Source organism: Paenarthrobacter sp. NPDC091711, from assembly GCF_044756605.1.
Taxonomy (GTDB): Bacteria; Actinomycetota; Actinomycetes; order Actinomycetales; family Micrococcaceae; genus Arthrobacter.
The window spans coordinates 39,983-64,914 of sequence record NZ_JBIVTF010000017.1; the positions used below are offsets into that span (position 1 = coordinate 39,983).

The following is a 24,932-nucleotide window of genomic DNA, read 5'->3' on the forward strand; positions in this document are numbered from 1 at the left end:
CTGGGATAGCGGCCGATCACACGGCCTGATCCAAGCTGAAACGCGGTTCAAGCAGGTTCCACCCGGCGGGTTGCCGGGTGGAACCGAACCCGGCTTCTCAGACGTAGCGGAGTAGCGGGACATGACTTCGGGTCATCTTCATCTGAGTGGACAAGGGACACAAACCCCAGCACCCAGCGTCACCGAGTTCCCATCATGACCGAGAAATTCGGCATTAACTCGTAGACACAGACTCACGTGATGGGAGTGTCCCTTCGAATTTTCAGACTTCAGATTCTCAGCAGTACCCGTTCAAAGGAGCACGACATTGTCCAATGGAGTAACCGCTCGTGAAGGCACGCGACACTTCCATGGTGGCGCCCTCGGAGCCCTTTTCCCGTTCATCGCCTTCGTCGTAGGCATACTGTTTCTGGCGACCACAGGCGATCTTTCTTCCGCAACCGGAGGAGCCATCGCGTTCGTGAGCTTCGTGCTCGTGTTTTTCCTGATCAAGAACAAACAGGAGTTCAGCGCAATAGTTTTCCGCGGTCTGAAGAACGACATGCTCGTGGTTTTGCTGGTTTCATTCCTCTTGGCGGGGGTTATGGCCAAGACTTTGGAGACGGGCGGACTCATCGGGGCATTGGTTTGGGGAGCCACTGCACTCAACATTCAGGCGTGGATGGTTCCCGTCATCCTGTTCATATTCGTCACACTTATCGGCTTAGCCACGGGAACCAACGCAGGCACAGTTGTCACCACACTTCCGATTCTCCTGCCACTTGGCATTTCACTGGACGTGAATCCAGGACTTGTTATTGGTGCAATTGTTGGCGGTGCCATGTGGGGCGACAACCTGGCCCCAATTTCTGACACTACGATCGTCTCGGCCGCAACCCAAGAGACCACAGTGGCACGCGTTGTAAAAGCGCGCCTCAAGTACGCTGGAATCGCCGGCGCTTTGGCTATTGTCGGATACGTCGTCCTGGGACTCATTCTTCCGCCTGTGCCCGGAGGAGGTCCCGGCGCTGCAGTGCAAGACGCAAACCCCTTGGCTCTCATCCTCTTGCTTGCTCCAGCTGCCATTATCTTTCTCATGCTGCGCGGCAAGGACATCATTTTCGCTTTGTCCATTGCCGCCACTTTCTCCATAGTCCTTGCCCTCGTGACCGGCCTCATCCAGCCGGGCCAGATTGTTTCGTCCAAGGGTGTGATCGTCAGCGGATTTACCGGCATGATGGGCATCTTCCCCTTCTTCCTATTCCTTTTTGTTCTCATCGAGGGTTTGCGTTTTGCAGGTGCCATTGAATGGGTAGGCAACCAGGCGCTGAAGGTGAGTAGGACCCCTCGCACAGCCGAGGCGATGAGTGCAGTGATTGCTGCGACAACCTACTTGGTAACCACCGTTCATTCCGTCAGCGTCGTCGTGAGTGGGCCAATCGTACGAACCGTCATGCGTAAATTCAACGTCGATCGCGCGCGGGCGGCCAACATCATAGATTGCACCGTCAGTGGTCTCCACGGCATCATGCCCCACAGTGCTATAACAATCATCGCAATGGGTTTGATAGCGCAGTCGGAGTGGATACCGGACGGCTTCAGTGCTACCGATTACCTGCCCTTCGTGCTTCCGAGTTTGTTCCTCCTCGTTGTATTCGCTGTAGCCATCACCACTGGGTGGGGGCGCAAGAAGGAAATGTCTGACGAGGAATTTGCAACAGAAATGACTAATGAAAGCAGCAATGAAAATGTCTAAACGAGCCGTAGTAACCGGTGCAAGCTCGGGAATCGGCGCAGCGTCGGTTCGTGCTCTACGAAGGAGCGGGTGGGACGTGGTCGCCGTCGCCAGGCGGGAAGACAGATTGACCGCCTTGGCCGCCGAAACAGGGGCGACGGCTGTAGTCGCAGACATCACTGACAGCGTCGCTGTCGAACGCGTAGTCGCCGAAGTGCTGTCAGGGGGAGGCATTGACGCATTGGTGAATATCGCTGGTGGTGCATTAGGCGTAGATTCTCTGGCCGTCGGTAAGTTGAGCGACTGGGAAGTGATGTATGACATCAATGTGCTCGGAACCCTGCGGATGGTCCAAGGATTCCTGCCGGCTCTCAGAGAAAACGGCGAAGGCTCCGTCGTCCTTTTGACTTCAACAGCTGGGCTGGTGACCTACGAAGGCGGCGGTGGGTATGCCGCCGCTAAGTTTGCTGAACATGCGCTAGCCAACACTCTGCGCTTGGAAGAAGCCGAGCACAACGTTCGAGTTATCGAGATTGCGCCTGGACTCGTGCACACCGAGGAGTTCTCTCTTAATAGGCTTAAGGGGAATAAGGAAGCTGCAGACAAAGTCTATGCAGGTGTCGAAAAGCCCTTGCTTGCCGGGGACGTGGCTGACGTCGTGGCTTACTCTTTGAATCTGCCCCACCACATAAACCTCGACCAGGTAGTCATGAGGCCTGTTGCGCAGGCCGCAGCTCATAAATTGATCCGGAAGGCTCCGCGCAGCTAGAAGTCCGGACGCGGGTACCCTGCGTCCGAGCAGAATGCCTCGTCCAGCCAATGATGGACGAGGCATTTTGCTTTGGGGCAATTCCCGGCAGGGCAGTCGCACGGGACGGTTCGACAAGGAGTGGGTTTTAACCTGATCAATGTGGGCATCTTTACGCCGGGCATTCGCTAGACCGTGCAATATTGTCCGAGCAGGCGACTGTGCTGTCTGCGTTATGGGCTCAAAGACGGAAGCGCCCGTTGCCGCGTGAGCCAGGACTATGGGTCTGACGGCATAGAGATCACTCTGAAGAGTCCGCATGGCCCGCGGAAGAAGAACATCGACGAAGGCACCCAATGCTTCCGCACAAGGCAGCCCCATTGGACGTCGCCCTCAGGCATGAGTCGCGCCTGGCAACTCAGGGTGCTGTCACGCGCGCGCCGCTTATGCACCCTTCCATCCGGATAGATGCACTTAGACCTCAGGCTCGGGGTATAGGCATGGAGTTGCTTCGCGTCAGCGCTGGAAGCGTCAACCTATATCGCGAGGTACCTTCCAGTTCACGCGGCTTAACCCACGCTTCGTATCCCGAGGCGGATTCGTACATTGCTCGGTCCTGTATCCCGTCCCGGGCCAACCAAAGTATTGAAGAGTCATTCGTAGCGTTATCAACGATTCCTGTTGCAACGCGCATTCCGCTGTGTCGTATCTCCACCACAACGCCGATCAGTTCTCGCCAGTGGCGATGTCGAAGTGACATCTGCTCTGCGGACTCCAGGGTTTCTGCCCAGACTTCAAAACCAAGGGCTGCCTCGAACATGGTCCGCTCACGCATTCCATCACGCTCCAGCCACAGAACTGAAGAATCACCTCGTGCGTCCGCAACCTTTCCTGACGCTACGCGCGCGCCGTGCCGTCGAATATCTACGAGGGCTCCCACCAGATCACACCAATTGATGTGCTTGACTAACACTTCATGCCTCCAAAAACTGAGCGGCCCGCCAGTACTTAGCTTGGGTGACAGCCCAAAAACAGGTTCCAGCAGGGAGTGGACAGGACTGGGATTCTCATAGCTCCTGAGCCGTGCCAAGGAAATTTCCGGAGGACACCGGTGAGGGGCCCGAGCAGGTCCACCGGGTCCTGCCTTTGGCTTTAGTGAGCCGAGAGTGAAGCGTTCCGCACCTTTTGGCGGAATGATTCCTCGAAGCCGTCAATAACTGCAAGCCTGTCCACCACGGGCCTGACATCCTGTTGGGGAACGACAGCAACTCCATCGTCGTCTGCCACAATCAAGTCGCCCGGGTTAACAACCACGCCGCCGCACGCGATGGGGGTCCAGACCTGGCCGGGACCGTACTTGGATGGGCCGGCAGGGGATACGCCCCGCGCCCAAATCGGCAATCCGAGGGATTCGATGACGGCTCGGTCCCTCGTTAGTCCATCAAGGACTACTCCAGCGATGCCCGCCGCCAGGCAGACTTCTGCGAGGAGATCGCCGAAAACTGCGCGTGCGCTGCCGCCCAAAGCACTAATCACAAGGACATCTCCAGGTAAAGCATCATCAAGGGCCCTGTGTATTGCCAGGTTGTCGCCGTCGCGGGTCAGGACTGTAAGTGCCGGGCCGGCGCACCTTCCACCGCTCCACTGCGTCTTGATCGAAGAATCCATCAAGTTCAAGCGATCCATAGCATCACCAACATTAGCGGCCGGGTACTGGCTCAGCAGGGGGACGAGGTCAGTCGCAACTGCCGGGCGATCCTTGACTTTTAGAGTGGTGGTAGGGGCGTCTATGAACATCATGTCTCCTGGCGGCTATTGATAATTGGATTCGGATTGGTAAACTATTCTCAGTTTGAACCATAGTTGGCTGTCATGCAAAGCGGGGGTTTCGCCCCGTTCCGGTGGGCGGCCAACATCATGTCGCCTCGCATAGGAATGGATCCAATGACGACCTACCGATTGAACGAAGTAACCGCCGTGGGCTCCGATGCAGCAGAACGCATCGCCAAGGCCTCTCGCCGCCCCTCATCGCTGGGCGCAACACCTACGGGTGCGATCGCCTTGTCGATGGGCGAGCCAGACTCTGGAACGCCGGACCGAATTGTGGAGGCCGCAGTTGAGGCACTGAGGAATGGGCGGACGCGCTATACAAAGCTCACGGGTGCACCTGAACTGCAGAGTGCTCTCGCGGTTAAGATGTCGGCAAAGGCAGAACGGGTTGTCTCCCCAGATCAAATTGTGATCACGCACGGCGGAAGCGCTGGCCTTGCAGCGACCATTCTGGCCGTAATTAACCCAGGGGACCGTGTGCTGATACCTGAACCGACGTACTCTTTGTACGCGGACCACTTGGCGATGGCGGGCGCGGAGGCGGTCTGGATCCCCAATAAACCCGATGGCAGCCTCGACCTTCGACGGATTCAGGCAGAGTCTGCTGTAGCCAGGATGATTATCCTCTGTAATCCAGGAAATCCGAGCGGTAGGATCTATGGCGTCGAGGAGTTGCGCTCTTTGGCTGGGATCATGGAGGCGAACCCGCACATGCTGCTTCTCTCCGATGAGGCGTACTCGGATATCGTCTTTGACGGGGCAAAATTCCTGTCAGTCCTGGAGCTGGAAGCAATCGCCGACCAAGTCATTCTGTGCAGCACTTTCTCGAAAACGTACGCCATGACAGGCTGGCGGCTCGGTTACGTCGTCGCTCCTGCGGTTCTCGCGGACAAAATCAACCTCGTCCACCGCTCCATAAATGGTGCTCTTAACACTTTCGTCCAAGACGCTGCCCTGGAAGCGCTTGAAACGGACCCCGCGACTCTGGAGAAGCTTGCGCTGTCATACCAGTTGCGGCGGGACATTGTGGTCGATCTCCTGTCCGGGGAACCTGGGATTTCGCTTCTTACCCCTCAGGGCGCGTTCTACGCTTGGGTGCGAATCGACTCCTCTCTTAGTTCAGATGAAATGACAGCTCGGTTCGCTGAGGGAGGCGTGATTGTGCGCTCGGGCAGCGAATATGGACCATCAGGCGAGGGCTACATCCGCATCTCCTTCGCCACTGATTCTGACAGCTTGAAGGAAGGCCTCCGGAGGTTCGTCGACGTTGTGCGATCTCTAGTGTGACTCTGTACTGCAGGCTTCTACCGCCAGAGTCATGAGCTTTCTGGGACAATTGGGGCACGATATTCCCGGCAGATGAGGAACACACTTGCGTAGCGACACGCGGCGAAACTTGAACAGTCTCCTTCGAGCTGCCGCAGAGGAAGTGACTCTGAATCCGAAGGGTCTGTCAATGCAAAGCGTTGCAGCCCGGGCGGAAGTCGGTGTCACGAGTGCTTATCGGTATTTTCCGTCCTTGGATGAGCTTTTGAAGGCTTATATGGTGCGGATCCTGAAGTCGTTGGAGGATTTTTCGGTTGGAAGCGAGCTTCGAGGGCCTGCACTTTTTATTGCTGTGATGAACCGGTGGGTGGAGCTGGTGCTGGAGCACGGTCGGGTGATGGTGCAGCTGAGGTCCAGGGCTGGCTTCCTCGAGCGTTTGGACGGTGGGGACAGTGTCATCGCCGTGTCCAAAGCCATTTGGGAGCGGCCTTTGCGTGAGCTCATTGACGATCTGCGGCTGCCACCGGAAATGCTCCGGCAGGCACTGTTTATTTGCAACGCACTCTCTGACCCCAGGGAAATTTTGGACCTTCGTATGTCGGAAGGCCTCAGCGCCCAACAGATATCGCAGCGCATATCCGGGGCAGTTGGCGGGGCATTGACGCGTTTGAGTCAGCTTCAGGAGAAGACCGGTACATCACTCGACAGAAGGAGTCCTGTTGCGTAGCGATACTCGACGCAATATTCAGCGACTGCTCGACGCCGTAAATGAGGAGGTGTCCATCAATCCTGGCAGCTACTCGATGGCGTCGATTGCAACGCGCGCGGGGATCGGCACTGCGAGTGCTTATCGGTATTTTCCGTCCTTGGATGAGCTTTTGAAGGCTTATATGGTACGGATCCTGGAGTCGTTGGAGGATTTTTCGGTTGGAAGCGAGCTTCGAGGGCCTGCACTTTTTACTGCTGTGATGAACCGGTGGGTGGAGCTGGTGCTGGAGCACGGTCGGGTGATGGTGCAGCTGAGGTCCAGGGCTGGCTTCCTCGAGCGTTTGGACGGTGGGGACAGCGTCATCGCCGTGTCCAAAGCCATTTGGGAGCGGCCTTTGCGTGAGCTCATTGACGATCTGCGGCTGCCACCGGAAATGCTCCGGCAGGCACTGTTTATTTGCAACGCACTCTCTGACCCCAGGGAAATTTTGGACCTTCGTATGTCGGAAGACCTCAGCGCCCAGGAGATAACGCAACGGCTGGCGACATCGGTCATGGGTGCTGCGGAGGGCTACCGTCCAGGTGGGGTGAATTAGCCGGCCAGATTCTCGTGGTGACCTTCCTCATGACGGGCTACCAAGATCCTGCAGGACTCTTTAAGATTCTGGCTCATGAGTACGGCGGCTTCATCGCGTCTGCCGCGGGCCAACATCTCATATACTTGGCGGTTCTTTTCCACAAACGGTGCGTGCCACTCGCGGGGGTGTCCCCACGCAGACACATGAAGTCGCGTTTCGGCCAACAACGACCTCATTATTGCATTCTGCCGAGAACTCCCGGCCAGCGCCACAATCGCCCGGTGGAAGGCAATATTGGCCGTGCCGACCCCCAGCCAATCGTCTTTCTCAACCATTGTCCTTGCACTCTCGACAGCCGCGGCTATAGCTGAAATATCCGCGTCGGCGGGGCAATCCCGGAGTGCATTCACTTCGAGGAGCTCTCTGACTGCGTAGACGTCGCGTATGCCGTCAACCGTCACCTTGACGACCGAAACACCGCGGTTGATTTCGTGAACGAGCAGTCCCTCGTGAATCAGTGTCTTGAAGGACTCACGCAGAGTATTTCGCGCAACGCCTAGGGACGCAGTGAGGGCTTCCTCCTGAAGCTTCATGCCAGGAGTGAGAACACCGGTAGTGATCGCCTCCCTGATGACATCGGATGTTTGCTCCGCCGAGGTAAGACGGTGTGGCTTGTTGGGGCGCAAGCCGTCAATGATCTGGCTGGTCTTTTGGTTCATCCGTCCTCCGATGCGATAACTGCGCGAAACTGCCCATTACTAGACTAGCAAGACTCGGATGAATTGAGGTCTTGTTGCACAATACAACAATCAGCGATAAGGTGTGGTTGATATCACAACCCTTAGGGGTCATGCAGAGAACCATCGAAAGGTGAAACCCGTGCCAACCCAACAGCGCGTACACGGAATCCTCCTCCTGAGAGCCGCGCGCCGAGCATGCCTGATGTTCAAGAACGCACGACCCCACCAGGGTGTCACTGGCCAAATCGCGTGCTGGCATCTACCGGGCGGCACCCTTGACGCCAAGACCGGCGTTGGTGAGTGAGTTGCTTGCCCAACAAATCAGCATTCGAGACTGCGGTGACTCAGCCTTGCGGCTAACGGCTGCCTATTCCGATCGAGAACGCAACTGGCTCACCGTTCAGGCTCTCGCAGTATGGCTCCGCGAGTATGACGTCCCTGGAGTAAGAGGCGTAGTCCCAACGTACGATTCGCTGCTTGTCGAGTTTGATCCGGTCACCACAGACCATCAGAACTTGCGTTATATGATCTCGCTCAGGTTGGAGACCCTCGACGACGGAATGCTGGGAAATCGCGCCTCAGGTACGGTGTTCCACGTTCCCGTGGTTTTCGGAGGTGAGTACGGTCCAGATATCGAGTCCGTGAGTGAGAAGCTAGCGCTCCCGATACGGGATGTGATCGGAATCGTATGCCGCTCAGCACTGAAAATTCGGTGCCTGGCCCAGGCCGGAGCTCCCATGCTGGACGGGCCAGGATTCCCTTCCCCGGTGGCCCGTCGGCAGGATCCACGAACGAGCGTACCGTCCGGATCGGTGGTCGTCGCCGGTATACAAGCCAACGTTATTCCTACTCCCGCTCCGTGCGGATGGCAGTTGTTAGGCAGGACGCCGCTCACGCTCGTTGATGTCCAGAACAGCCCTATTCTGGCCTACCGTCCCGGAGATTCTCTAAAGTTCTTTCCTATCAAAGAGGCGGAATGGGAGAAGTACCAGAACACTCCGTTAGGAGAAATCGATGCCCGCTGAACTGACCATCAAGAAATCCGGCATGGCGGTTGTCACGGACCTGGGGCGACACGCAACCCATCTCGGGCAATCTACCAACGGTGCTTTGGACCAGTTCGCGGCCAGAGTCGCCAACACCCTCGTGGGTAACGAACACAATGCGCCACTGATTGAGATGACCCTTGCCGACTTCCGTATGACAGCGGACTCCGATCTCCTCATCGCCGTGACAGGCGCCATGGCGGAGATCCGCATTGACGGCGTCCTCCGCTCCTCGTGGGAGACTATGCCTCTGATGTCAGGGCAATTGCTTGAAATCCAACAAAAAGGAAATGGCCTTCGGAACTACCTTTCCGTCTCTGGCAATTTACAGGTCCCTATGCTGCTCGGTAGCTGCGCCCCTGATACTTTGATCGGCTTCGGCACGCACCTCAGCGATGGAGCACGCGTCGGCGCGCGTCACAACACACCACTAACTGCGCTCAAATACATGGACGTACCCTTAGCCAGGCCAGATGTTCCCTTGCGACCACAGAACAACAAACCGGTTGTGACTGTGACGGAAGGACCCGACTACCACGAGTTTGGTGCGAGCATCCGTCGACTATTCGAGGAAAAGTACACGGTAGGTGCGCGGAGTAACCACATCGGCATGAGGTTGCAAGGAAGAGTCCCGGTCCGTCAGACGATTGGGGAGCTCCTCTCGACTGGAGTTCCCTTAGGAGCCGTTGAGGTCCCCTCGGAGGACGAATTGCTGGTACTTCACCGCGGACGGGGCGTGACTGCCGGATATGCGGTCCCGGCAGTTGTCACGGCAGTGGGACTGGATATTCTTGCGCAGTCGAGACCGGGTGACTTACTGACGTTCGAAATGGTTGAAACCCGCGAAGCGCTGGAACGAGTGCGCGAACAGCACCGCCAACTCAAGCACCTCCGGAGCCGGATGGAGATCATCCTTCGAGGTCACGGTATCTCACCGGCATGGGATATTGAATCTCACGGGTCGCCGCCGCGGGCGCACAGCCATTTTGCAACCCGTCGGCCCGCCTGACCCTCCCATGCTGATCCTGTGGGGTCTGCAGCTCGTTTGATTCGCTGCCCGTTCGAAATACATCAAGGAGTGAACCCGGACAATGACTAACTCATCGGAGACCGTCCACACCGCAGCCCGGCTGCGAGAGCTGATATCTGCTGGCCACTGGAACAAGACAACGGCAGGGCTCCTGCCAGGGAAGCAGCAGGCCAATCTTGTCATCGTCCCTAAGGACAAGGCCTTCGAATTTCTCTTGTATTGCGTGCGAAATCCTCAAGCATGCCCCATTATCGCTGTCACAGAGCCGGGCAACCCCATCGTGACGTTGGGTACCACTGTGGCCGATGTCCGAGTCGCTCTACCCCGTTACAGGGTCTGGGAGCACGGAGAACTGACCGCCGAACCTGAGGACGTCATCAACTACTGGCGCCCGGACTCCGTAGGCTTTCTTCTGGGATGCAGTCACACATGGGAGGGTCCTCTGGAGCGAGCCGGAGTTGATTTTGGCCGAAGTCCTCAGAGTCCAGCGCCGGCGGCCTATGTTAGTAATCTCCCCACCAACCCTGTCGGCGAAATGGGGGGCCCTTTGGTGGTCAGCGTGCGCCTAATTCCAGAACGTCAGGTTTCCAGGACTTTCGAGATCACCGCACGATATCCGAAAGGCCACGGCGCACCGGTTCACGTAGGGGATCCATCGGCGATTGGCGTGCAGCTGTTGAGTCCGGATTTCGGGCCGGTTCCGGAGCCCAGACCCGGTGACGTCCCCGTTTTCTGGGCCTGCGGTGTGACACCCCAGCTTTTCCTACCCCACATCGGTGCAGATGCGGTGATCAGCCACTACCCAGGTCACATGTTTGTCTTTGACCATGACGTGGACGAGAACCCGCAGCAGGTTTAACCCAGGCAGCCTGCGGGTCTGGATCCGACCTGAAGGATGCCAATAGGCCCAACCCGACAGACTCTGGCGATGAGAGGACCTATGGAATGAGACATGCCCAACCATCCGAAGCTAAGGCTGAAGCCAATGAAACGGGCTATCGTCACCGAGCCAAAGAGAAGGCTCGCGAGACGCTTCAGAGCCAACAGCTGAGACACGCCCTGTTGGTGAATCGTCAGTGCCTCAGCCATGCCACCAGCAGAGCCCGGGACCTCGCGAACTCCGTTAATGAGCAGATCGGCCAGGCCGTTATCGATGGGATTCCGCTCCGTGCTATTGCGGTGGCTGCGTCGGAAACGGCCAGGAATATCAGGCTGATGGGCGTCGCCTTCCAAGATCTGCACCCGTCCCAAGAGCCCGCGCAGAAAGTTCTTGCCAGGTTGACGGCTACGCGGCGCGAATTGCAACTAGCGCGCACGGAGAAAGCCAAACTTGAGGAGCAACGTGACCAGTTGCTTGTCATCGGCTATAAGACGAGGGTTTGGGACCCGATCGATGCATCTACCTTGTGCGGGCTGAATCAGGAACAGACGCAACGCTTGGCTCGGGGTTTACCTGTAGCCCCTAAAGGTGAAGACAGGCGACACGCGCGACGCCGAACCCACTTGACCTAGGTTCCATCAGGTGTCGGACTGTCCAAGAAGACCTTCTCGTGTTCTACATTCACGAAGATTTGGGCAGCCGCCTGAGACCAGCCACGCGCGGCGCCGTAAAATGCCTCGGACAGGAGGAAAGCAAGCTGCTTTCTCGTCAGCCCTTCGGTTTGAAGAAGGTCCCCGATCTCACGGGAATCGAGAAGTGTGTTGGATAGGAACAGGCAATGTCGTGTGTGTTTCTCCGAGATACCAAGTTCCCTCAGTACCTCCCGCACGGGCCGTTCCCAAGTGTCTCTGATAACGGTTGCAACGCTGTCATCGACGTCGAGGCGCTCCAGAAAACCCTGGGTTGATCGAATTTGTGTAAGCGCCGGACCGTACATTTCCAGAGTTTCCACCCAGTTCAGGCACACAGCTTCAAAGAGCTGTGTGCCACGAGCTTGTGAGCCAAAGCTAAAGTCACGGACTGCGACCAAGATGCTGTAAAGAAACTCCGTATGAAGATGCTGGAGCGTAGGGAAGTACCGGTAAGCAGTCGCGGGAGAGACATTCGCCTTTTCCGCTATGTTCTGCATGCTCGCCTCGGACGGATTCGAACGTAGCAGGTCACCTGTAGCCCGTAAGAGCTGTCCGATATTCCGCAGTGCGTCCCTGCGGAGCCCGGATTTATCGATGAGGCCTACATCGGGCAAAGGGTCCAACCTCCGAAGATTTTAATCACTCTGAACCAAGTCCAGAGTGAGGGGTTCCTGGGCGCCCATGGGACGCGCAGGAAACCCCGGCGAAGCCTGCGAATCCCGTCAGGCCACATTCCACTCTAGCGGCTAAAGCACCCTCGCCAAGAAGTCTCGAGTACGTGCATGCTCAGGTGTTCGTAGCACCTTATCCGGGTCGCCGGCCTCGACTATGTAACCGTCAGCCATGAAGACCACTTGGTCGGCGACTTCCCTGGCGAAGTCTATTTCGTGGGTTACTACGAGCATCGTGATACCTGTCTGAGCTACTTTCTTCATCAAGGTGAGAACCTCGCCTACAAGTTCTGGGTCCAGCGCCGACGTCGGTTCGTCGAAGAGGATTACTCTCGGATCCATTGCGAGGGCCCGGGCAATAGCAACTCGCTGTTGCTGGCCGCCGGAGAGCTGCGCTGGGAAGGCATTGGCGCGGTGTCGCAGTCCGATTGAGTCCAGCAGTTCGTAGGCCCGCGCCTTCGCCTGTTCCTTGGGCCTCTTGAGAACCTTCACGGGTCCTTCAATGATGTTCTCCAGGACGCTCTTGTGGGCGAAGAGATTGAATCTTTGAAACACCATGCTGGTGATTGCCCTCTGCCTGGCCAGTTCCTTTTCGGACAGCTCGCGGAGGGTGTTCTCGTCAACACGCTTATATCCGATGTGGTGGCCGTCCACGAGAATTTCGCCAGTGTCTACGGTCTCTAAGTGGTTGATACACCGCAGCAGCGTTGACTTGCCAGACCCGGACGGGCCAAGGATGGCCACGACGGTGCCTTCCGCCACTGAAAGACTGATGTCTTTCAGCACTTCGTTGTGCCCGAATTTCTTTCCGACGTTGTGGATTTCGACCATGTTCATTTGGCTTCGCCCTTCTCGGTGGCTGGGATGCCGGCCAGTGCTGACTCGGCGGTGAACGTAGTAAAGCCCTTGCCCACTTTTCGCTCGAGGAAGTGCTGACCAATACTGGCAATGGAAACGACTACCAAGTACCAGAAGCAGGCGGTCAACAGTAGGGGGATCACCGCGAAATTAACTGAATAGATGTCCTGAACTGCCGTCAATAGGTCACCGCCAGCGATGAAAGCTACCAAAGAGGTTGCTTTGAGCATGCTGATTGCCTGGTTCGCTGTGGGTGGGACAAGTACGCGCATGGCTTGCGGCAGCACTATCCGCCGCATCGTCATGCCGCTTCCCATGCCGATTGACTTCGCGGCTTCGGCCTGACCCGTATCGACGGCGCCGATGCTGGCGCGGACGATTTCTGACATATATGCAGCCTCATTCAGAGTGAAGCCCAGCAGTGCCGCGACAAAGCCAGTAATTGCGGTATTGGTATCGATGCTGATTCCAAGGCTGGTAAAGGGGATGCCGATCCCGAGTGTGGGAAATATTGCAGCCAAGTTGTACCAGATAATCAGCTGCACCAGCAGCGGGGTGCCCCGAAATATCCAGACGTATCCGACTGAAATGACGCGCAGCACCTTGTTATTTGACAGTGCCATGGTTGCCAGAAGGACACCAAGAAGCGTGCCTGTGATCATGCAAATGACGGTCAGAACGACTGTGGTCCAAAGCCCCTTAAGGACCTGAGGGTCCCATACGTGTTCCCACATTGTGGACCACTGCATGTTGGGATTTCCTGCAAGGTTAAGCACCAGTGCAGCCACGAGGACAGTCATTGCAACCGCGAGGATGACCTGACCGGTCTTTTTCTTTCGAATGATGCGAAGAGGGCGTCGCGAAGAGGGCTCCTGAGTCAGGGGAGTCGCTCCAGTTGGGGTGGTAGTCATTGTTCCTTCCGTGGTTAGCCGGAGTCCGTCAAGTACGGGGCTGAGAACCGAAGAGTTAGATCGATGGTGGCCGCGGTGGAGCACCTTCGGAACGCAACATCGAGGGATGCATGTAAGGTGGCTCACAAATAAGAATGCACTCTTGAGTAGCATTTGTCACCCCCTTTCTCGAGAAAGTTTGAGACAGATCCCCGTGAAGAGCCGATGGGGCATGCGTCCTAGGGGGCCATCCTTATCCCAGGAATGCCCGCCTTGTGGGAGATTTGGTTCAATTTCTCAAAGCTATTGACGGGGCGTGAGGTCAACTGAGAAGCTTTACCCACATCAGACTACGGTCTTAGTTACTGGACTCTGCGTCATTCGATACGCGGCCTTCACCCGAAAAGGGGCAACATGCGCAAACAATTCATGGCTGGTCTGGCGGTAGCTTCACTGCTGGCAATGACGGCCTGTTCCAGCACACCGTCAGCGACATCATCCGGGGCGGCACCTCAAGCCGGCGGGTCGGCTGCGGTCTCAAATTTGGCCGCTTCGGACGCCGTCGGGGATCTCGCGGTCAACAGTAAGGCGCGCGACCTGCTGCCAGCTGCCATTAGGGACAGGGGCGTCCTGAAGGTTGGCGGAGAAACCTCTCAGCCCCCGTATCTGTTCACCGACGGCGCCACCATCAAAGGGCTTGAAGCGGACTTCATCGTTGCCGTCTCCAAGACTTTGGGCTTGACCCCCGAGATTACCAACACAAAGTTTGCCGCGCTCGTGACCGGTTTGACCTCGCGAAGGTTCGACGTTGCAATGGCGAACTTCAGCGATACTAAGGCCCGACAGGAACAGATCGACTTCGTCGACTATGCAAAGAGCCAACAGACCTTCGTCGTCAAGAAGGGGAACCCGACCAAAGTAACGAGTATGGAGGAACTTTGCGGACACAAAGTCGCCGGCGCGACAGGAGCGAAGTCCGTAATCCTGGCGACCGAGCAGGGTAAAGCATGTGTCGCCGCCGGGAAGCCCTCCGTTGACGTTCAAGGATTCCCCACAGTAGCCGACGCCCAACTCGCCCTTACCAACGGGCGGGTCGACGCACTGCCCATCGAGTACGCTCTGGCCCGCGCCCAGGTCCAGGCCTCGAACGGCGAGCTCGAACTTGTGGACACGTATTACGGACCCGGGCTTAACGGCGCCGGCATTCGCAAGGGCGAATCGGATTTGCAGAAAGCACTGCTCGAAGCTCTGCAGACGTTGATTGACGACGGAACGTACCAGAAGATCCTCGATAAGTGGGAGCTGCCCGCCATGGCAATCGAGAAGCCAGTGGTCAACGGGTCAAAGTAGCCAGCAAGCCGCAGACCTCCCTAGTCAATTCGATTCCAAGCGCACGAGGCCGTCATCTGATGACCCGGAAGACGGCCTCGTGATTGATCCTCGCATCGACGCTCCAGACGGACCGCCGAGCAATAATAGAAAGAGAAGAAATGCCTCCGCTCACCCCGTCCCCCATCGTGGATAGACTCCGTTCCGGCAGCCTCCGTCCCGGTATCGTCAGTATGGAGGGGGATGTAGTCTCTCTCGGGAGCGGAGACCCCGATTTCGAAACACCACCGTTGGTCGTTGACGCTGCAATCGAAGCATTGCATGACGGCTGGACACACTACGGAGATCTGAACGGGGATCCGGAACTCCGGGCCGAAGCCGCCCTTGAGGCATCACGCGTCAGTGGGTACACCTACGGCGCCGAACATGTCCTTATCACCAACGGAGCCAGCTCCGGTGCAGCGGCAGCAATGGCAGCCATTCTGTCGCCGGGGGACAAGGTCCTCCTACCCGACCCGACGTACTCCCTTTTCTCGGCAGCAGTTCACATGGCCGGGGCCGAAGCCGTATACGTGCCTTTGGACCATACCGGGCACCTTGATCTCGACGCCATCAAGGACGCCCTTCCGGGATGCACTGCTTTGATTCTGGTGAACCCCTCCAACCCCAGTGGCGCGGTGTTCTCCAAGGAAGAGCTGACACAACTGGCCGAACTGACCTCGGCGCATGGCGTCATCGTCATCGCCGATGAAGTTTGTGATCGATTCGTCTTCGATGGAAGGTCTTTCACCTCCGCCTTGGCGATCGACGCTTGGCGAGAGCAGTTGATCTACTGCCAGAGCTTTTCAAAGTCCTCCGCCATGACGGGGTGGCGGGTGGGGTACACCGTCGCTCTTCGGCCCCTGGTCGACGACATTCGCCTCATTCACCGCAACACGCTTACGTCCATCAACGCGGTAGCGCAGCGCGCAGCGCTGGTTGCGCTCCGCGCACGATCTCCGTGGGCGGATTCGATGCGCGACGTTTTGCAGGATCGTCGGGATTTCGTAGTCCGCGGCCTTCAGGACGTTCCAGGAATTACCGTGGCGGTTCCGGAAGGCGGGCTCTTCGTTTTCCCTCGTTACAACTCCTTGCGGCCATCACTCGATGTGATTAAGGAATTGGCCCAAGCAGGCGTCCTGGCCAGGGCAGGACGGGAGTTTGGGCCGGCAGGTGAATTCCATATACGACTGTCGCTCACCGCCGAAAAGGACGTCCTGGGAGAGGGCGTTCGACGCATCGCCGATTACTTCACGGCAAATCATCGCTGAGTCAGCCGACTGCCCGAGACTACATTCTCGGAAGAATCACTCACCGACCTGCGCGAGCAAGGCCGGCACATCAACAGCAAAGGGAAGCACATGGAACCCATCATCGTCGTCGGCGTAGACGGCACCGACACAGCAGCGAAAGCAGCCCGCTCCGCCAAGCAGTTAGCTGTCGCCCTTGGCGCTACGCTCCACATCGTTACGGCGTTTGAGACTGACAGAAGCGGCATTGTCAGTAACGACAGCGACAGATGGATGGTGGCGGACAAGGACAGAGCTGCGGCAGTGGCGCGGAAGACCGCTGATGCGCTCGGTGCGTCCGACGTGAAGATCGAATCGTTTGCCGTCGAAGGGCCCCCTGCCCTGGCCCTGATGAAGCACGCAGAGGGTTGCGCTGCTTCTGTTATCGCAATTGGAAACCGCCGGATGCAAGGCTTCAAGCGCGTCCTTGGCAGCGTTGCGAACACCGTGGCACACAATGCTCCTTGCGATGTTTACATCGTCAAAACGGACTGACATGACGTCGACGAGCGGACCCGTACTCCTCCTCTTGGAGGGCGCCGCGAGAGAATCGAGCCGTCCCTTTAAGATGACCGCCTGGAATCCCCTTGAGCTTCCGATTCACCCTCTCGATCTGGGGGTTACACGCGGTGACGGCGTCTTTGAGTCAGTCGGCGTCATCGACGGCCGACCGATGGAGCTCCACGCACATCTAGAAAGGCTAGAGCGCTCAGCGGAAATGCTTGACCTGCAAGCCCTTCACATTGGCGCCATCGGCGATGGCGTCGTTGCTGCGATTAGGCAGCACGACCCGGTGCCAGAGTTGCTGGTCAAAATATTTGTGACACGAGGTCGCGAACACGAATTTGATCCAACTGTCTGGATCTACGGTATGGAGGGGCCCGACTACTCGTCTGACCGTAGCAACGGCATCGATGTGGTCACACTTAACCGTGGTTATCCACGCAACATTGCGCAAGTGGCGCCATGGTTGCTGCAAGGGGCAAAGACGCTTTCGTATGCCGTCAATAGAGCAGCTCTACGGGAAGCTGCACGCCGCGGCGCAGATGACGCCGTATTCCTCAGCAGCGACGGCTACGTTCTCGAAGGTCCGGCATCTACCCTAATAATCAGGGACAGCACCGGCTACCGCACGCCCCCCGCCGACGACGGAGTCCTTCCGGGCACTACGCAGGCCCGCATTTTTGCCGGACTTGAGGCTGCTGGGTATCGAACCCTTACAGGGCCCATTGAAGAGAAGGAGCTGCGAAGCGCCGAGGCTGCCTGGCTCGTATCCAGCGGACGCATGTGCGTCCCGATCCGTGCCCTTGATGGATGCGGCATGGAGATCGACCATCAGGCCACTCAGCAAATGATGGCAATTTTAGTTCGTCCCTCACATTCAGACGGACAAGATCGTCCGACTGGGCCTTCGTCACCGCGAGCCAGCTTGCATGGCTGGTAGGGACCAGGGTCTGGGTAGGCTGCAACGCGTAAGATCATTAGGCCTCGGTAACATGAGATAGGTCCCAAGTACGGTGTAGGGCCAAGGCGGCCTCAGGAGATATTTATCATGTCGGTCTACTTGCCGCTACCGACTTGTCTACGAAGGAGGCATCCATGTCTGATCCCGCGGGGCTGCTCGACAGGACCGGTCTGCGAAAGGATGCGCTTAGAAGCGTAGGCCAGCTGCTGAATGCCACAGGGGCGTTGCTCAGGTCCGACCCCGCAGGCGCCACCATGCAGGCAATCGCGGATCGTGCTCAGGTTTCTGTGGCTACCGCATACAGGTATTTCCCCACTCTTCAGAACCTGCATACCGAGTTCCTCTACAGCGTGTTGGTTAACGCACGTGATTACAGCCTTGCCTCCCATCTTGGTGGCAAGCGGCTCTTCGAGGACGTCTGCGTGAAATGGGTGGAAATTCTGGAAATTTACGGCAAGGCCCTTACCCAAATACGTTCGCCGCGGGGCTTCTTGGAGCGGCTCGACAAGGGCGAAAGCACAGCGGTGGTCATGAGCGAAACGTGGGAACGTCCCATCAGGGAGGCCATGCGTGAGATTGGAGTTTCCGAACGGTATTACCGAAACGGGCTTCAGCTATTCAACACCCTGTTCCATTCCCGTGAAGTGGGCGACCTGCGTGATACGGAGGGCCTTTCCTCGACCGAGATCTCGGCTCTCCTTGTTGAGTCGTTTTACGCCGCGGTCCAAGGATGGGCTCAAGCGTCCGCAAGCGTGAGGTAGCGCATGGGCACCGAGCTCATTCGATAGCCGGACGGTCTGGTGGTCGTCGGCATACCGGGGTAACTTCGGTAGGAAGGCTGCAATGTCTTCCCGAGAGGGACCACATTCCAGAAACGAAATTGTTGTCGAAGGTCCGAATAATGGCCGGATGGAACGCGGATACGGCTGCGGGCTCAGTTGGAGCCGGAGCGATCACTTTGGTTGAAGGTTCCTCGTTTTGTATCTCACAAGCAAACGGGGACATTACTCGCGGGCCCGCGCATGGTGTCTTCATTCAGGACACGAGAGTCCTCAGCCAATGGGAATTGCGGATCAATGGTCAGGCACTTGAATCACTGGCTGCCGAGGTTCGGGAGCCCTATCGAGCCTTGTTCATAGCGCGGGTTCCCGGCGCGGAGAACCATGCCGACAGCGGCTTACTCGTTGAACGTCTGAGGGAGGTCAGCGGAGGCCTCCAAGAGCGGATAACTCTTCGAAACTATTCGATGGAGTCTGCTGCGTTTGAGGTCTGCCTCCGGATTGATGCTGATTTTTCGGATCTGTTTGAAGTCAAAGAGGCACGCATTCGGCAACGTTGGACTATAAGCCGGGAGTTGAGCGAGGACTCTCTCGTCATCAGCGCAGCATGGAATGAGCTGAGTAGGGCCGTGGTAGTTCAGGGTGCCGGAGCTGAGGTCACAAGTGAAGGACTCATTTACCGGCTAAACCTCGAGGCACACGCTGTATGGACCGTGATCATTACTGCACTACCCGCGGCTCCCTGGGGCAGCGGCAGTGGGACGCTTTCGGACTTTGGCGGCGCAACTGCATCCCGACTGGATGCACGGCGAAAGGAATGGGTTGCCAAGATACCCGTGATCCACGCGGGAAACCGGTCTATAGAACGGACATTACGCCGTAGCTATGATGACCTGGGCGCTCTTCGGATTGAGGATCCGAACCATCCGGATCGTGTGGTTGTCGCGGCCGGGGCTCCATGGTTTATGACGTTGTTCGGCCGGGACTCACTCTGGGCTTCAAGGATGTCACTTGACGTGGATCCTTCCTTGGCCCTAGGCACTCTCCAGACACTGGCTGATCGCCAGGGCCGGGTGGTCGACCCCGTAACCGAAGAAGAACCAGGAAAAATCCTGCATGAGGTACGGTTGGACGTTTCTACATCCTTGGCTCTCGGCGGTAAATCCGTGTATTTCGGCAGCGTGGACTCCACGCCACTATTTGTGATGGTCCTCGGCGCGGTGAGTCGGTGGGGGTTCGCGACAGATACGATCGCTGAACTTCTGCCCCATGCCGATCGGGCCTTGGACTGGATTCGACACTACGGTGACAAAGACGGGGACGGCTTTGTTGAATACCAACGCCTCAGTAGTCAGGGGCTACTCAACCAAGGCTGGAAAGATTCGCGGGACGGCATCAATTTTGCAGATGGGCGACTTGCTCAGCCCCCCATCGCCTTGTGCGAAGTACAGGCTTACGTCTATACGGCTCTGTTGACGCGGTCCTGGATGGCATACGACGCCGGTGATCCAGCGCTTGGTGCCAACCTCGCACGGGAAGCCGCAAGCCTGAAAGTGAAATTTAACGAGCAGTTCTGGGTTCGGGACCGGGGCTATTTTGCTATAGCCCTCGATGGCAAAAAGCGGCAAGTCGATTCATGTGCTTCAAATATGGGGCAGTGCCTTTGGCATGGCATTATCGACGACGACAAAGTTCCCCAAGTGGTGGATTGGTTGATGTCGAAAGAACTGTTCAGCGGTTGGGGTGTGCGGACTCTCGCTACCAATATGGCAGCCTATAACCCGGCCAGCTACCACAACGGTTCGGTTTGGCCTCATGACAACGCAATTATCGTCGCGGGACTAATGCGATACGGGTATGTGGATGAAGCGCAACGGATTGCGACAGCACTGCTGGACGCGGCTGAGTTCTCCGGCGGCAGGCTACCGGAGCTATTCTGTGGTTTTGAACGAGAGAAGCTCGTGGCGCCAGTTCCGTATCCCACCGCGTGTTCTCCCCAGGCGTGGGCAGCAACCACGCCTATCCAACTCCTGACGAGCATGATGGGCTATGACGCTTACGTTTCCCGGGGCGGTGTATGGATGGATCCGGCCGTTCCAGAATCTTTTGGCGATTTGCATATCAGTAATGCGCCCATTGCTGATGGGCGCATTACGATCGACGTTTCAGGGACTGAGGCCACCGTGGGTGGACTTCCAGATGGGCTTACTTACCACCAAGGCCATCGCCCTTGGTTTGCCGACCTGGTCAATGAGATGGCCCACCGAACACTGCCGAAGGGTCCTGATATTCTCTAACCGCTGATCCTAAAGCGTGCGGGCCGGCAAGGGGTTGAACAAGGCTCCGACGCCGGTGACACGTCCCTCAAGGCCTAGTGCCTTCAGTACTGCCCACAGGGAAGCCTGGTTGGATGTGACGGTCTGAAATCCGGTGATTGACTCCAGTTCGGTGACGCACTCCACGGCCCGCCATGCTGTACAGCTTAAGAAGAGCGTGTCCGTGCCAGGTGCTACCTTGGACACGGCAAATTCGGTGATTTCCTGGGGGTCCTGGTCGTTTACTGCACCATGTCCGGTGGCCGCAGCACGTCGATCGCCATCCACGGTCAGGACATTGAATCCTGCTGCACCGTAATACTCTGATAGCCGATCGTTGGTCCAGTCCGGGTAGGGTGTCGAAACTGACAGGTTACGCGCGCCAAGGTGGCGTAGGGCTTCGGCCACGGCAACGCTCGTGGTTACACACGGCAATTGCGCGGTCGACTCGACAAGTTCTTTGACCTCACGGTCCCAACTTGCTCCACGGTAAAAGCTGCCGGAGGTACACGCATAGACAATCGCATCGACTCGCGCAGATGCGAGTAACTGCACCTTCGCGGGCAGCTCCGCGTTCATGATGTCCAGGAAGTCCGGTGACATCTGTCCGTCCGGAATGTATAGACGTTCTGAGTGCGTGGAAATCCCGTCCGGCAAAAGTCGATGGAAGTCGGCCTCAACCGTTGCATTTGTGGAAGGAACCAAGACGCCTATCCGAGTGCGCCGCAAGATGTTGCTCCTTTCAGGAGTGTGGGCAAATGGCCGCCCGGTCGCAAGCGACCGGGCGGCTAAGGTTCTACTTGGGGTTGAAAATGCGTTTGGGGAGGATGAGAGTCAAAATGGCTCCCAGGATGACGGAGGCGCTGATGATGACAAGTCCAACGTCCGCGCTCCCGAAGAAGGAAGTTGTGTAGCCCAGCAGTGATGGGGCCACAAATCCTGCCAGTGAGCCGATGGAGTTAAGTGCCGCGAGTCCTGCTGCGGCGCCGACTCCGCTAAGAACCATGGGTGGAAGGTTCCACACGATCGCAGACACCCCGTAGGTACCCGCTGCTGCCACACAGAGCATGATCATCGATGGGACCACCTGACCTGTTAGGAGGATGCTCGCAATGAGGCCGACAGCCGTGGTGACGAAAGCGATAGCCAGGTGCCAACGCCGCTCTCGCAGTCGGTCAGAGCTTCGGGTAAACAGCAGGATGCCCAAAACGCCCACTGCGAATGGAATCGCGGAGACCAGACCAATGTTCAGCAACCCTTTGACTCCAGCCGCTGCAACCAGAGACGGAAGCCAGAAGGAAAGCGCGTAGCTTCCGAGCGCCTGGATGAAGATGATGATTGTTAGCAAGGCAAGCCACTTGTTGCGGAAGAGGCTTCGGATGGTTCCCGACGCGTGGCCGCTCTTGACCTCGAGATCGTGGTCGAGGTCAGCTTTGACGATCTCGCGCTCTTCGGCGGACAGCCACTTGGCGTCATCAGGATTATCCGGGAGTACAAAGAGGACGACGATGCCCATGATGATCGCAGGGATTGATTCAATGATGAACAACCAGTGCCATCCGGGCAGCCCCAGTGTGCCGTCCATGCTCTGCATGATCCAGCCACCCAAAGGGGAACCCAGCATGCCGGAGAGTGGAATTGCTACGAAGAAGGCTCCGGTGGCGCGTGCGCGACGAACGGCGGGGTACCACTGGGTAAGGAAGAGAATGACTCCCGGGAAGAATCCTGCTTCTGCTGCGCCGAGCAGGAAGCGGAGTATGTAAAACACCCACTCGGAGTTTACGAAGACAAACAGCAGCGATATCACACCCCAGAGGACCATGATCCGGCAGATCGTCCGCTTCGCCCCAACCTTGACCATGTAAAGATTGCTCGGAACTTCGAAGAGGAAGTAACCCAGGAAGAACAGTCCTGCGCCGAGTCCGAAGGCTGCATCGCTCAGTCCGAGATCCACGCTCATCTGCAACTTCGCGATGGAGATGTTGGTCCGGTCAATGTAGGCGATGAAGTACGCAATGATTATGACTGGCATCAGCCGCAGAGAAATCTTGCGGTAAATTGCCGACTTTTGAATGTCGGAAGGGGTCTTGGCCTTGATCTCGTGAGTCATGCGAGCACCTCCGTGCGCTTTGCGAGGATTTGGGGGAGAGGAGTGATGGTCACGTCCGCATTCTCGAGCGCCTGGCGGAGTCGAGTTGCTCGCTCTAGCGAGCCGGCGTTGTCGCCGTGCAAAAGGATGGTGTCGATATCGACCTCTATGTCCACTCCGTGAACTGAGGTCACAAGGCCTTCAGTGACCATCCGGACCGTGCGGGCAATGATTTCGTCGTCGTCATGGAGCACGGCGCCAGGTTCCGATCTTTTGACCAGCGTTCCGTCGTTTTCATACGCCCGGTCGGCGGCGCCCATAAGACCAACAGGCAAACCGCGCTTCCGGGCTTCTTTCGCGAGTTCGCCCTCTTGTGTGAGGACAATCAGCGACGGGTCGTAGGATGCGACCGCATCTGCGACCGCAATGGCGTAGTCGGTCCGCGTCCACAGCATATTGCCGAGCCGTCCGTGTGGGGCGACGTGGCCAAGGCTTCCGCCGTGGGAGCGGACGAAGGCGTCCAGCGCTCCGATTTGGTACAGCATGTCTGTGCGGAGCTCGTCGTACGACAGTTCCATCGAACGGCGGCCAAAGCCTACCCGGTCAGGAAAGCCCGGATGCGCTCCTATGGAGACCCCGCGCTCAACACAGAGTTTGACGGCCGTATCCATGGTGCGAGGGTCGCCGGCGTGGAACCCGCACGCGACATTTGCTGAGCTAAGGATTTCCAGCAACCCGTCGTCGTTGGCGATGCTGTAAGAACCGAAGCCTTCGCCGATATCGGCGACGAGGTCGATAGCTGTGGTCATGATGGGATCAATCTTCCTAGGTGGGTGGGACTTAGAACAGAAGTTCGTCAGCGTCGTGATCAAAGACGAACAGGTGATTTGGGGCGTGGGTGATCACGTACGCTGCTCCCGACTGAGGCAGGACAACTTGCGGGGTGACACCGCAGGCCCAAAACATGGGCGTGTAGCCATCTTTGAAGACCGGAGGTACACCGAAGTCAGGCTTGTAAACGTCTTCAATTCCGATCTCGGAGGGGTCTCCAATGTGAACGGGAGCTCCGTGGCCGGTGGGATAGCGTGAGGTGATCTCGACTGCCCTCGCAACCAGCTCCTTGCGAACCAGCCGCAGGCTGACTACCAGGGGGCCGTTCAGTGTACCGGCGGCTTTGGTGGGGATAGACGTCACATATGCCGGCGAAGTGCCCGTTCCGGGGGCGGCCTCGAATTCGATGCCTGCACGAGTCAGTGCCCCCTCGAAGGTGAAGCTGCAGCCCAACAGGAAGGCCACAGAATCCTCTCGCCAGTAGTTGGTGATATCTGTCGGCTCATCGACGAGCTCGCCATGCTGCCAGACGCGGTAGCGAGGGATAGCCGTTCGAAGATCAGCCACGGTTGTTCCGTGACGCAGGATCGGATCACCGACATCAGTCACTGCGATGACAGGCGCTGCCTTGGGGTTGCGCTGACAGAAGAGAAGGAAATCGAATGCCAAATCCTTTGGAACTATGGCGAGATTGGCCTGCTGGTTTGCCGTGAGGAGTTGGCCTGTCGGAGCGGTCCATTCGCCGCGGCTGGCGAGGTCCCGCAATTCCTTTGCGGAAGTGGGAGGGGCGGTGGTGGTGGGAGCGTTCAAGGTTGTCTCCTGGGCTTGTGCAAGTGCGGGGGATAACGGGCGGCCTGGCGAGGACGGGCCACCGCCAAGTGGCACGCGGCTGGCAGACGCCGAGACCTGATGTAAGCCAGCGGCGTACTTTTTGGATCAATGTTTGGATCACTCGGACAAGCGCCCAGCGGAAGCGAATCGGGGTGTGTGATCCACATCTCTGTTAACTCATCTTGTTGCACAATACTTCAATACTTCAATCGAAGCTAGACCTATCCGAAAAATTGCACTAATCCAGGTCTATGCGAGGATTTTTGACGTTTATGGATCCGGCAGGCGCCTGTTGCAAGGGAAAACTGAGGCCC

Annotated in this window: 24 protein-coding genes; 15 read left to right on the forward strand and 9 right to left on the reverse strand. The window is 57.6% G+C overall.

Annotated features, from left to right (window positions below; all coding sequences use genetic code 11):
* Window positions 1-307 precede the first annotated feature (307 nt).
* Entirely contained in the window at window positions 308-1,735 is a 1,428-nt protein-coding gene (locus ACIQH5_RS19460; RefSeq protein WP_400406632.1) for a Na+/H+ antiporter NhaC family protein, read from the forward strand.
* Window positions 1,722-2,483 (forward strand): SDR family oxidoreductase, encoded by a 762-nt coding sequence (locus ACIQH5_RS19465; protein WP_400406717.1) that lies wholly within the window; start codon window positions 1,722-1,724, stop codon window positions 2,481-2,483. The genes ACIQH5_RS19460 and ACIQH5_RS19465 overlap by 14 nt, the downstream gene beginning before the upstream one ends.
* A 1,131-nt stretch (window positions 2,484-3,614) precedes the next feature.
* Here ACIQH5_RS19465 and ACIQH5_RS19470 read toward each other — a convergent pair.
* Complete coding sequence (locus ACIQH5_RS19470) at window positions 3,615-4,262, reverse strand: hypothetical protein (RefSeq protein WP_400406634.1); 648 nt, start codon at window positions 4,260-4,262, stop codon at window positions 3,615-3,617.
* A 144-nt stretch (window positions 4,263-4,406) separates the two neighbouring features.
* Here ACIQH5_RS19470 and ACIQH5_RS19475 point away from each other — a divergent pair, with 144 nt between their 5' ends.
* From ACIQH5_RS19475 to ACIQH5_RS19485, 3 genes are all read left to right on the forward strand, one after another.
* Entirely contained in the window at window positions 4,407-5,579 is a 1,173-nt protein-coding gene (locus ACIQH5_RS19475; protein ID WP_400406636.1) for a pyridoxal phosphate-dependent aminotransferase, read from the forward strand.
* 169 nt (window positions 5,580-5,748) lie between these two features.
* Window positions 5,749-6,285: a TetR/AcrR family transcriptional regulator gene (locus ACIQH5_RS19480; RefSeq protein WP_400406638.1), complete on the forward strand. Its 537-nt coding sequence runs from the start codon at window positions 5,749-5,751 to the stop codon at window positions 6,283-6,285.
* Window positions 6,278-6,862, forward strand: a complete 585-nt coding sequence (locus ACIQH5_RS19485) for a TetR/AcrR family transcriptional regulator (RefSeq protein ID WP_400406640.1) — start codon at window positions 6,278-6,280, stop codon at window positions 6,860-6,862. The genes ACIQH5_RS19480 and ACIQH5_RS19485 overlap by 8 nt, the downstream gene beginning before the upstream one ends.
* Here ACIQH5_RS19485 and ACIQH5_RS19490 read toward each other — a convergent pair.
* A complete protein-coding gene (locus ACIQH5_RS19490; RefSeq protein WP_400406642.1) occupies window positions 6,859-7,563 on the reverse strand; it encodes a GntR family transcriptional regulator in 705 nt (234 codons plus the stop codon). The genes ACIQH5_RS19485 and ACIQH5_RS19490 overlap by 4 nt on opposite strands.
* 317 nt (window positions 7,564-7,880) lie before the next feature.
* Between ACIQH5_RS19490 and ACIQH5_RS19495 the strand changes: the two genes are divergently transcribed.
* The 4 genes from ACIQH5_RS19495 to ACIQH5_RS19510 all read left to right on the forward strand — a co-directional run bounded on the left by ACIQH5_RS19495 (window position 7,881) and on the right by ACIQH5_RS19510 (window position 11,172).
* Window positions 7,881-8,609, forward strand: a complete 729-nt coding sequence (locus ACIQH5_RS19495) for an allophanate hydrolase subunit 1 (protein WP_400406644.1) — start codon at window positions 7,881-7,883, stop codon at window positions 8,607-8,609.
* Entirely contained in the window at window positions 8,599-9,639 is a 1,041-nt protein-coding gene (locus ACIQH5_RS19500) for a biotin-dependent carboxyltransferase family protein (RefSeq protein WP_400406646.1), read from the forward strand. Before ACIQH5_RS19495 ends, ACIQH5_RS19500 begins: the two co-directional genes overlap by 11 nt.
* An 82-nt stretch (window positions 9,640-9,721) precedes the next feature.
* Window positions 9,722-10,519 carry a D-glutamate cyclase family protein gene (locus ACIQH5_RS19505; protein ID WP_400406648.1) on the forward strand — a complete coding sequence of 266 codons (798 nt, stop codon included), beginning with the start codon at window positions 9,722-9,724 and terminating at the stop codon, window positions 10,517-10,519.
* An 86-nt stretch (window positions 10,520-10,605) separates the two neighbouring features.
* A complete protein-coding gene (locus ACIQH5_RS19510; RefSeq protein ID WP_400406650.1) occupies window positions 10,606-11,172 on the forward strand; it encodes a hypothetical protein in 567 nt (188 codons plus the stop codon).
* Here ACIQH5_RS19510 and ACIQH5_RS19515 read toward each other — a convergent pair.
* From ACIQH5_RS19515 to ACIQH5_RS19525, 3 genes are all read right to left on the reverse strand, one after another.
* Window positions 11,169-11,855 (reverse strand): TetR/AcrR family transcriptional regulator, encoded by a 687-nt coding sequence (locus ACIQH5_RS19515; RefSeq protein WP_400406652.1) that lies wholly within the window; start codon window positions 11,853-11,855, stop codon window positions 11,169-11,171. The genes ACIQH5_RS19510 and ACIQH5_RS19515 overlap by 4 nt on opposite strands.
* Before the next feature lie 123 nt (window positions 11,856-11,978).
* Window positions 11,979-12,734: an amino acid ABC transporter ATP-binding protein gene (locus ACIQH5_RS19520; protein ID WP_400406720.1), complete on the reverse strand. Its 756-nt coding sequence runs from the start codon at window positions 12,732-12,734 to the stop codon at window positions 11,979-11,981.
* 2 nt (window positions 12,735-12,736) lie between these two features.
* Window positions 12,737-13,672, reverse strand: a complete 936-nt coding sequence (locus ACIQH5_RS19525; protein WP_400406654.1) for an amino acid ABC transporter permease — start codon at window positions 13,670-13,672, stop codon at window positions 12,737-12,739.
* 393 nt (window positions 13,673-14,065) lie between these two features.
* On the opposite strand from ACIQH5_RS19525, the gene ACIQH5_RS19530 reads away from it, so the two are divergent.
* The 6 genes from ACIQH5_RS19530 (at window position 14,066) to ACIQH5_RS19555 (ending at window position 20,849) form a co-directional block, all read left to right on the forward strand.
* Complete coding sequence (locus ACIQH5_RS19530) at window positions 14,066-15,001, forward strand: transporter substrate-binding domain-containing protein (RefSeq protein WP_400406656.1); 936 nt, start codon at window positions 14,066-14,068, stop codon at window positions 14,999-15,001.
* Window positions 15,002-15,141: 140 nt separating this feature from the next.
* A complete protein-coding gene (locus ACIQH5_RS19535) occupies window positions 15,142-16,290 on the forward strand; it encodes a pyridoxal phosphate-dependent aminotransferase (RefSeq protein WP_400406658.1) in 1,149 nt (382 codons plus the stop codon).
* A 90-nt stretch (window positions 16,291-16,380) separates the two neighbouring features.
* On the forward strand, window positions 16,381-16,803 hold the full coding sequence (locus tag ACIQH5_RS19540; RefSeq protein ID WP_400406660.1) for a universal stress protein: 423 nt from the start codon (window positions 16,381-16,383) through the stop codon (window positions 16,801-16,803).
* 1 nt (window position 16,804) lies between these two features.
* Complete coding sequence (locus tag ACIQH5_RS19545; RefSeq protein ID WP_400406663.1) at window positions 16,805-17,752, forward strand: aminotransferase class IV; 948 nt, start codon at window positions 16,805-16,807, stop codon at window positions 17,750-17,752.
* Between the two features lie 155 nt (window positions 17,753-17,907).
* Entirely contained in the window at window positions 17,908-18,534 is a 627-nt protein-coding gene (locus ACIQH5_RS19550) for a TetR/AcrR family transcriptional regulator (RefSeq protein ID WP_400406665.1), read from the forward strand.
* 140 nt (window positions 18,535-18,674) lie between these two features.
* Complete coding sequence (locus ACIQH5_RS19555; protein ID WP_400406666.1) at window positions 18,675-20,849, forward strand: glycogen debranching N-terminal domain-containing protein; 2,175 nt, start codon at window positions 18,675-18,677, stop codon at window positions 20,847-20,849.
* A gap of 9 nt (window positions 20,850-20,858) precedes the next feature.
* Here the strand turns inward: ACIQH5_RS19555 and ACIQH5_RS19560 are convergent, their stop codons facing one another.
* The 4 genes from ACIQH5_RS19560 to ACIQH5_RS19575 form a co-directional block, all read right to left on the reverse strand.
* Window positions 20,859-21,572 carry a hypothetical protein gene (locus ACIQH5_RS19560; RefSeq protein WP_400406667.1) on the reverse strand — a complete coding sequence of 238 codons (714 nt, stop codon included), beginning with the start codon at window positions 21,570-21,572 and terminating at the stop codon, window positions 20,859-20,861.
* Between the two features lie 91 nt (window positions 21,573-21,663).
* Window positions 21,664-22,977, reverse strand: a complete 1,314-nt coding sequence (locus ACIQH5_RS19565) for an MFS transporter (RefSeq protein ID WP_400406669.1) — start codon at window positions 22,975-22,977, stop codon at window positions 21,664-21,666.
* Complete coding sequence (locus tag ACIQH5_RS19570; protein WP_400406671.1) at window positions 22,974-23,765, reverse strand: LamB/YcsF family protein; 792 nt, start codon at window positions 23,763-23,765, stop codon at window positions 22,974-22,976. Before ACIQH5_RS19570 ends, ACIQH5_RS19565 begins: the two co-directional genes overlap by 4 nt.
* A gap of 31 nt (window positions 23,766-23,796) precedes the next feature.
* The gene (locus ACIQH5_RS19575) at window positions 23,797-24,597 is read right to left on the reverse strand and encodes a D-glutamate cyclase family protein (protein ID WP_400406674.1); all 801 of its coding nucleotides are present in this window, start codon (window positions 24,595-24,597) and stop codon (window positions 23,797-23,799) included.
* Between the last annotated feature and the right edge of the window lie 335 nt (window positions 24,598-24,932).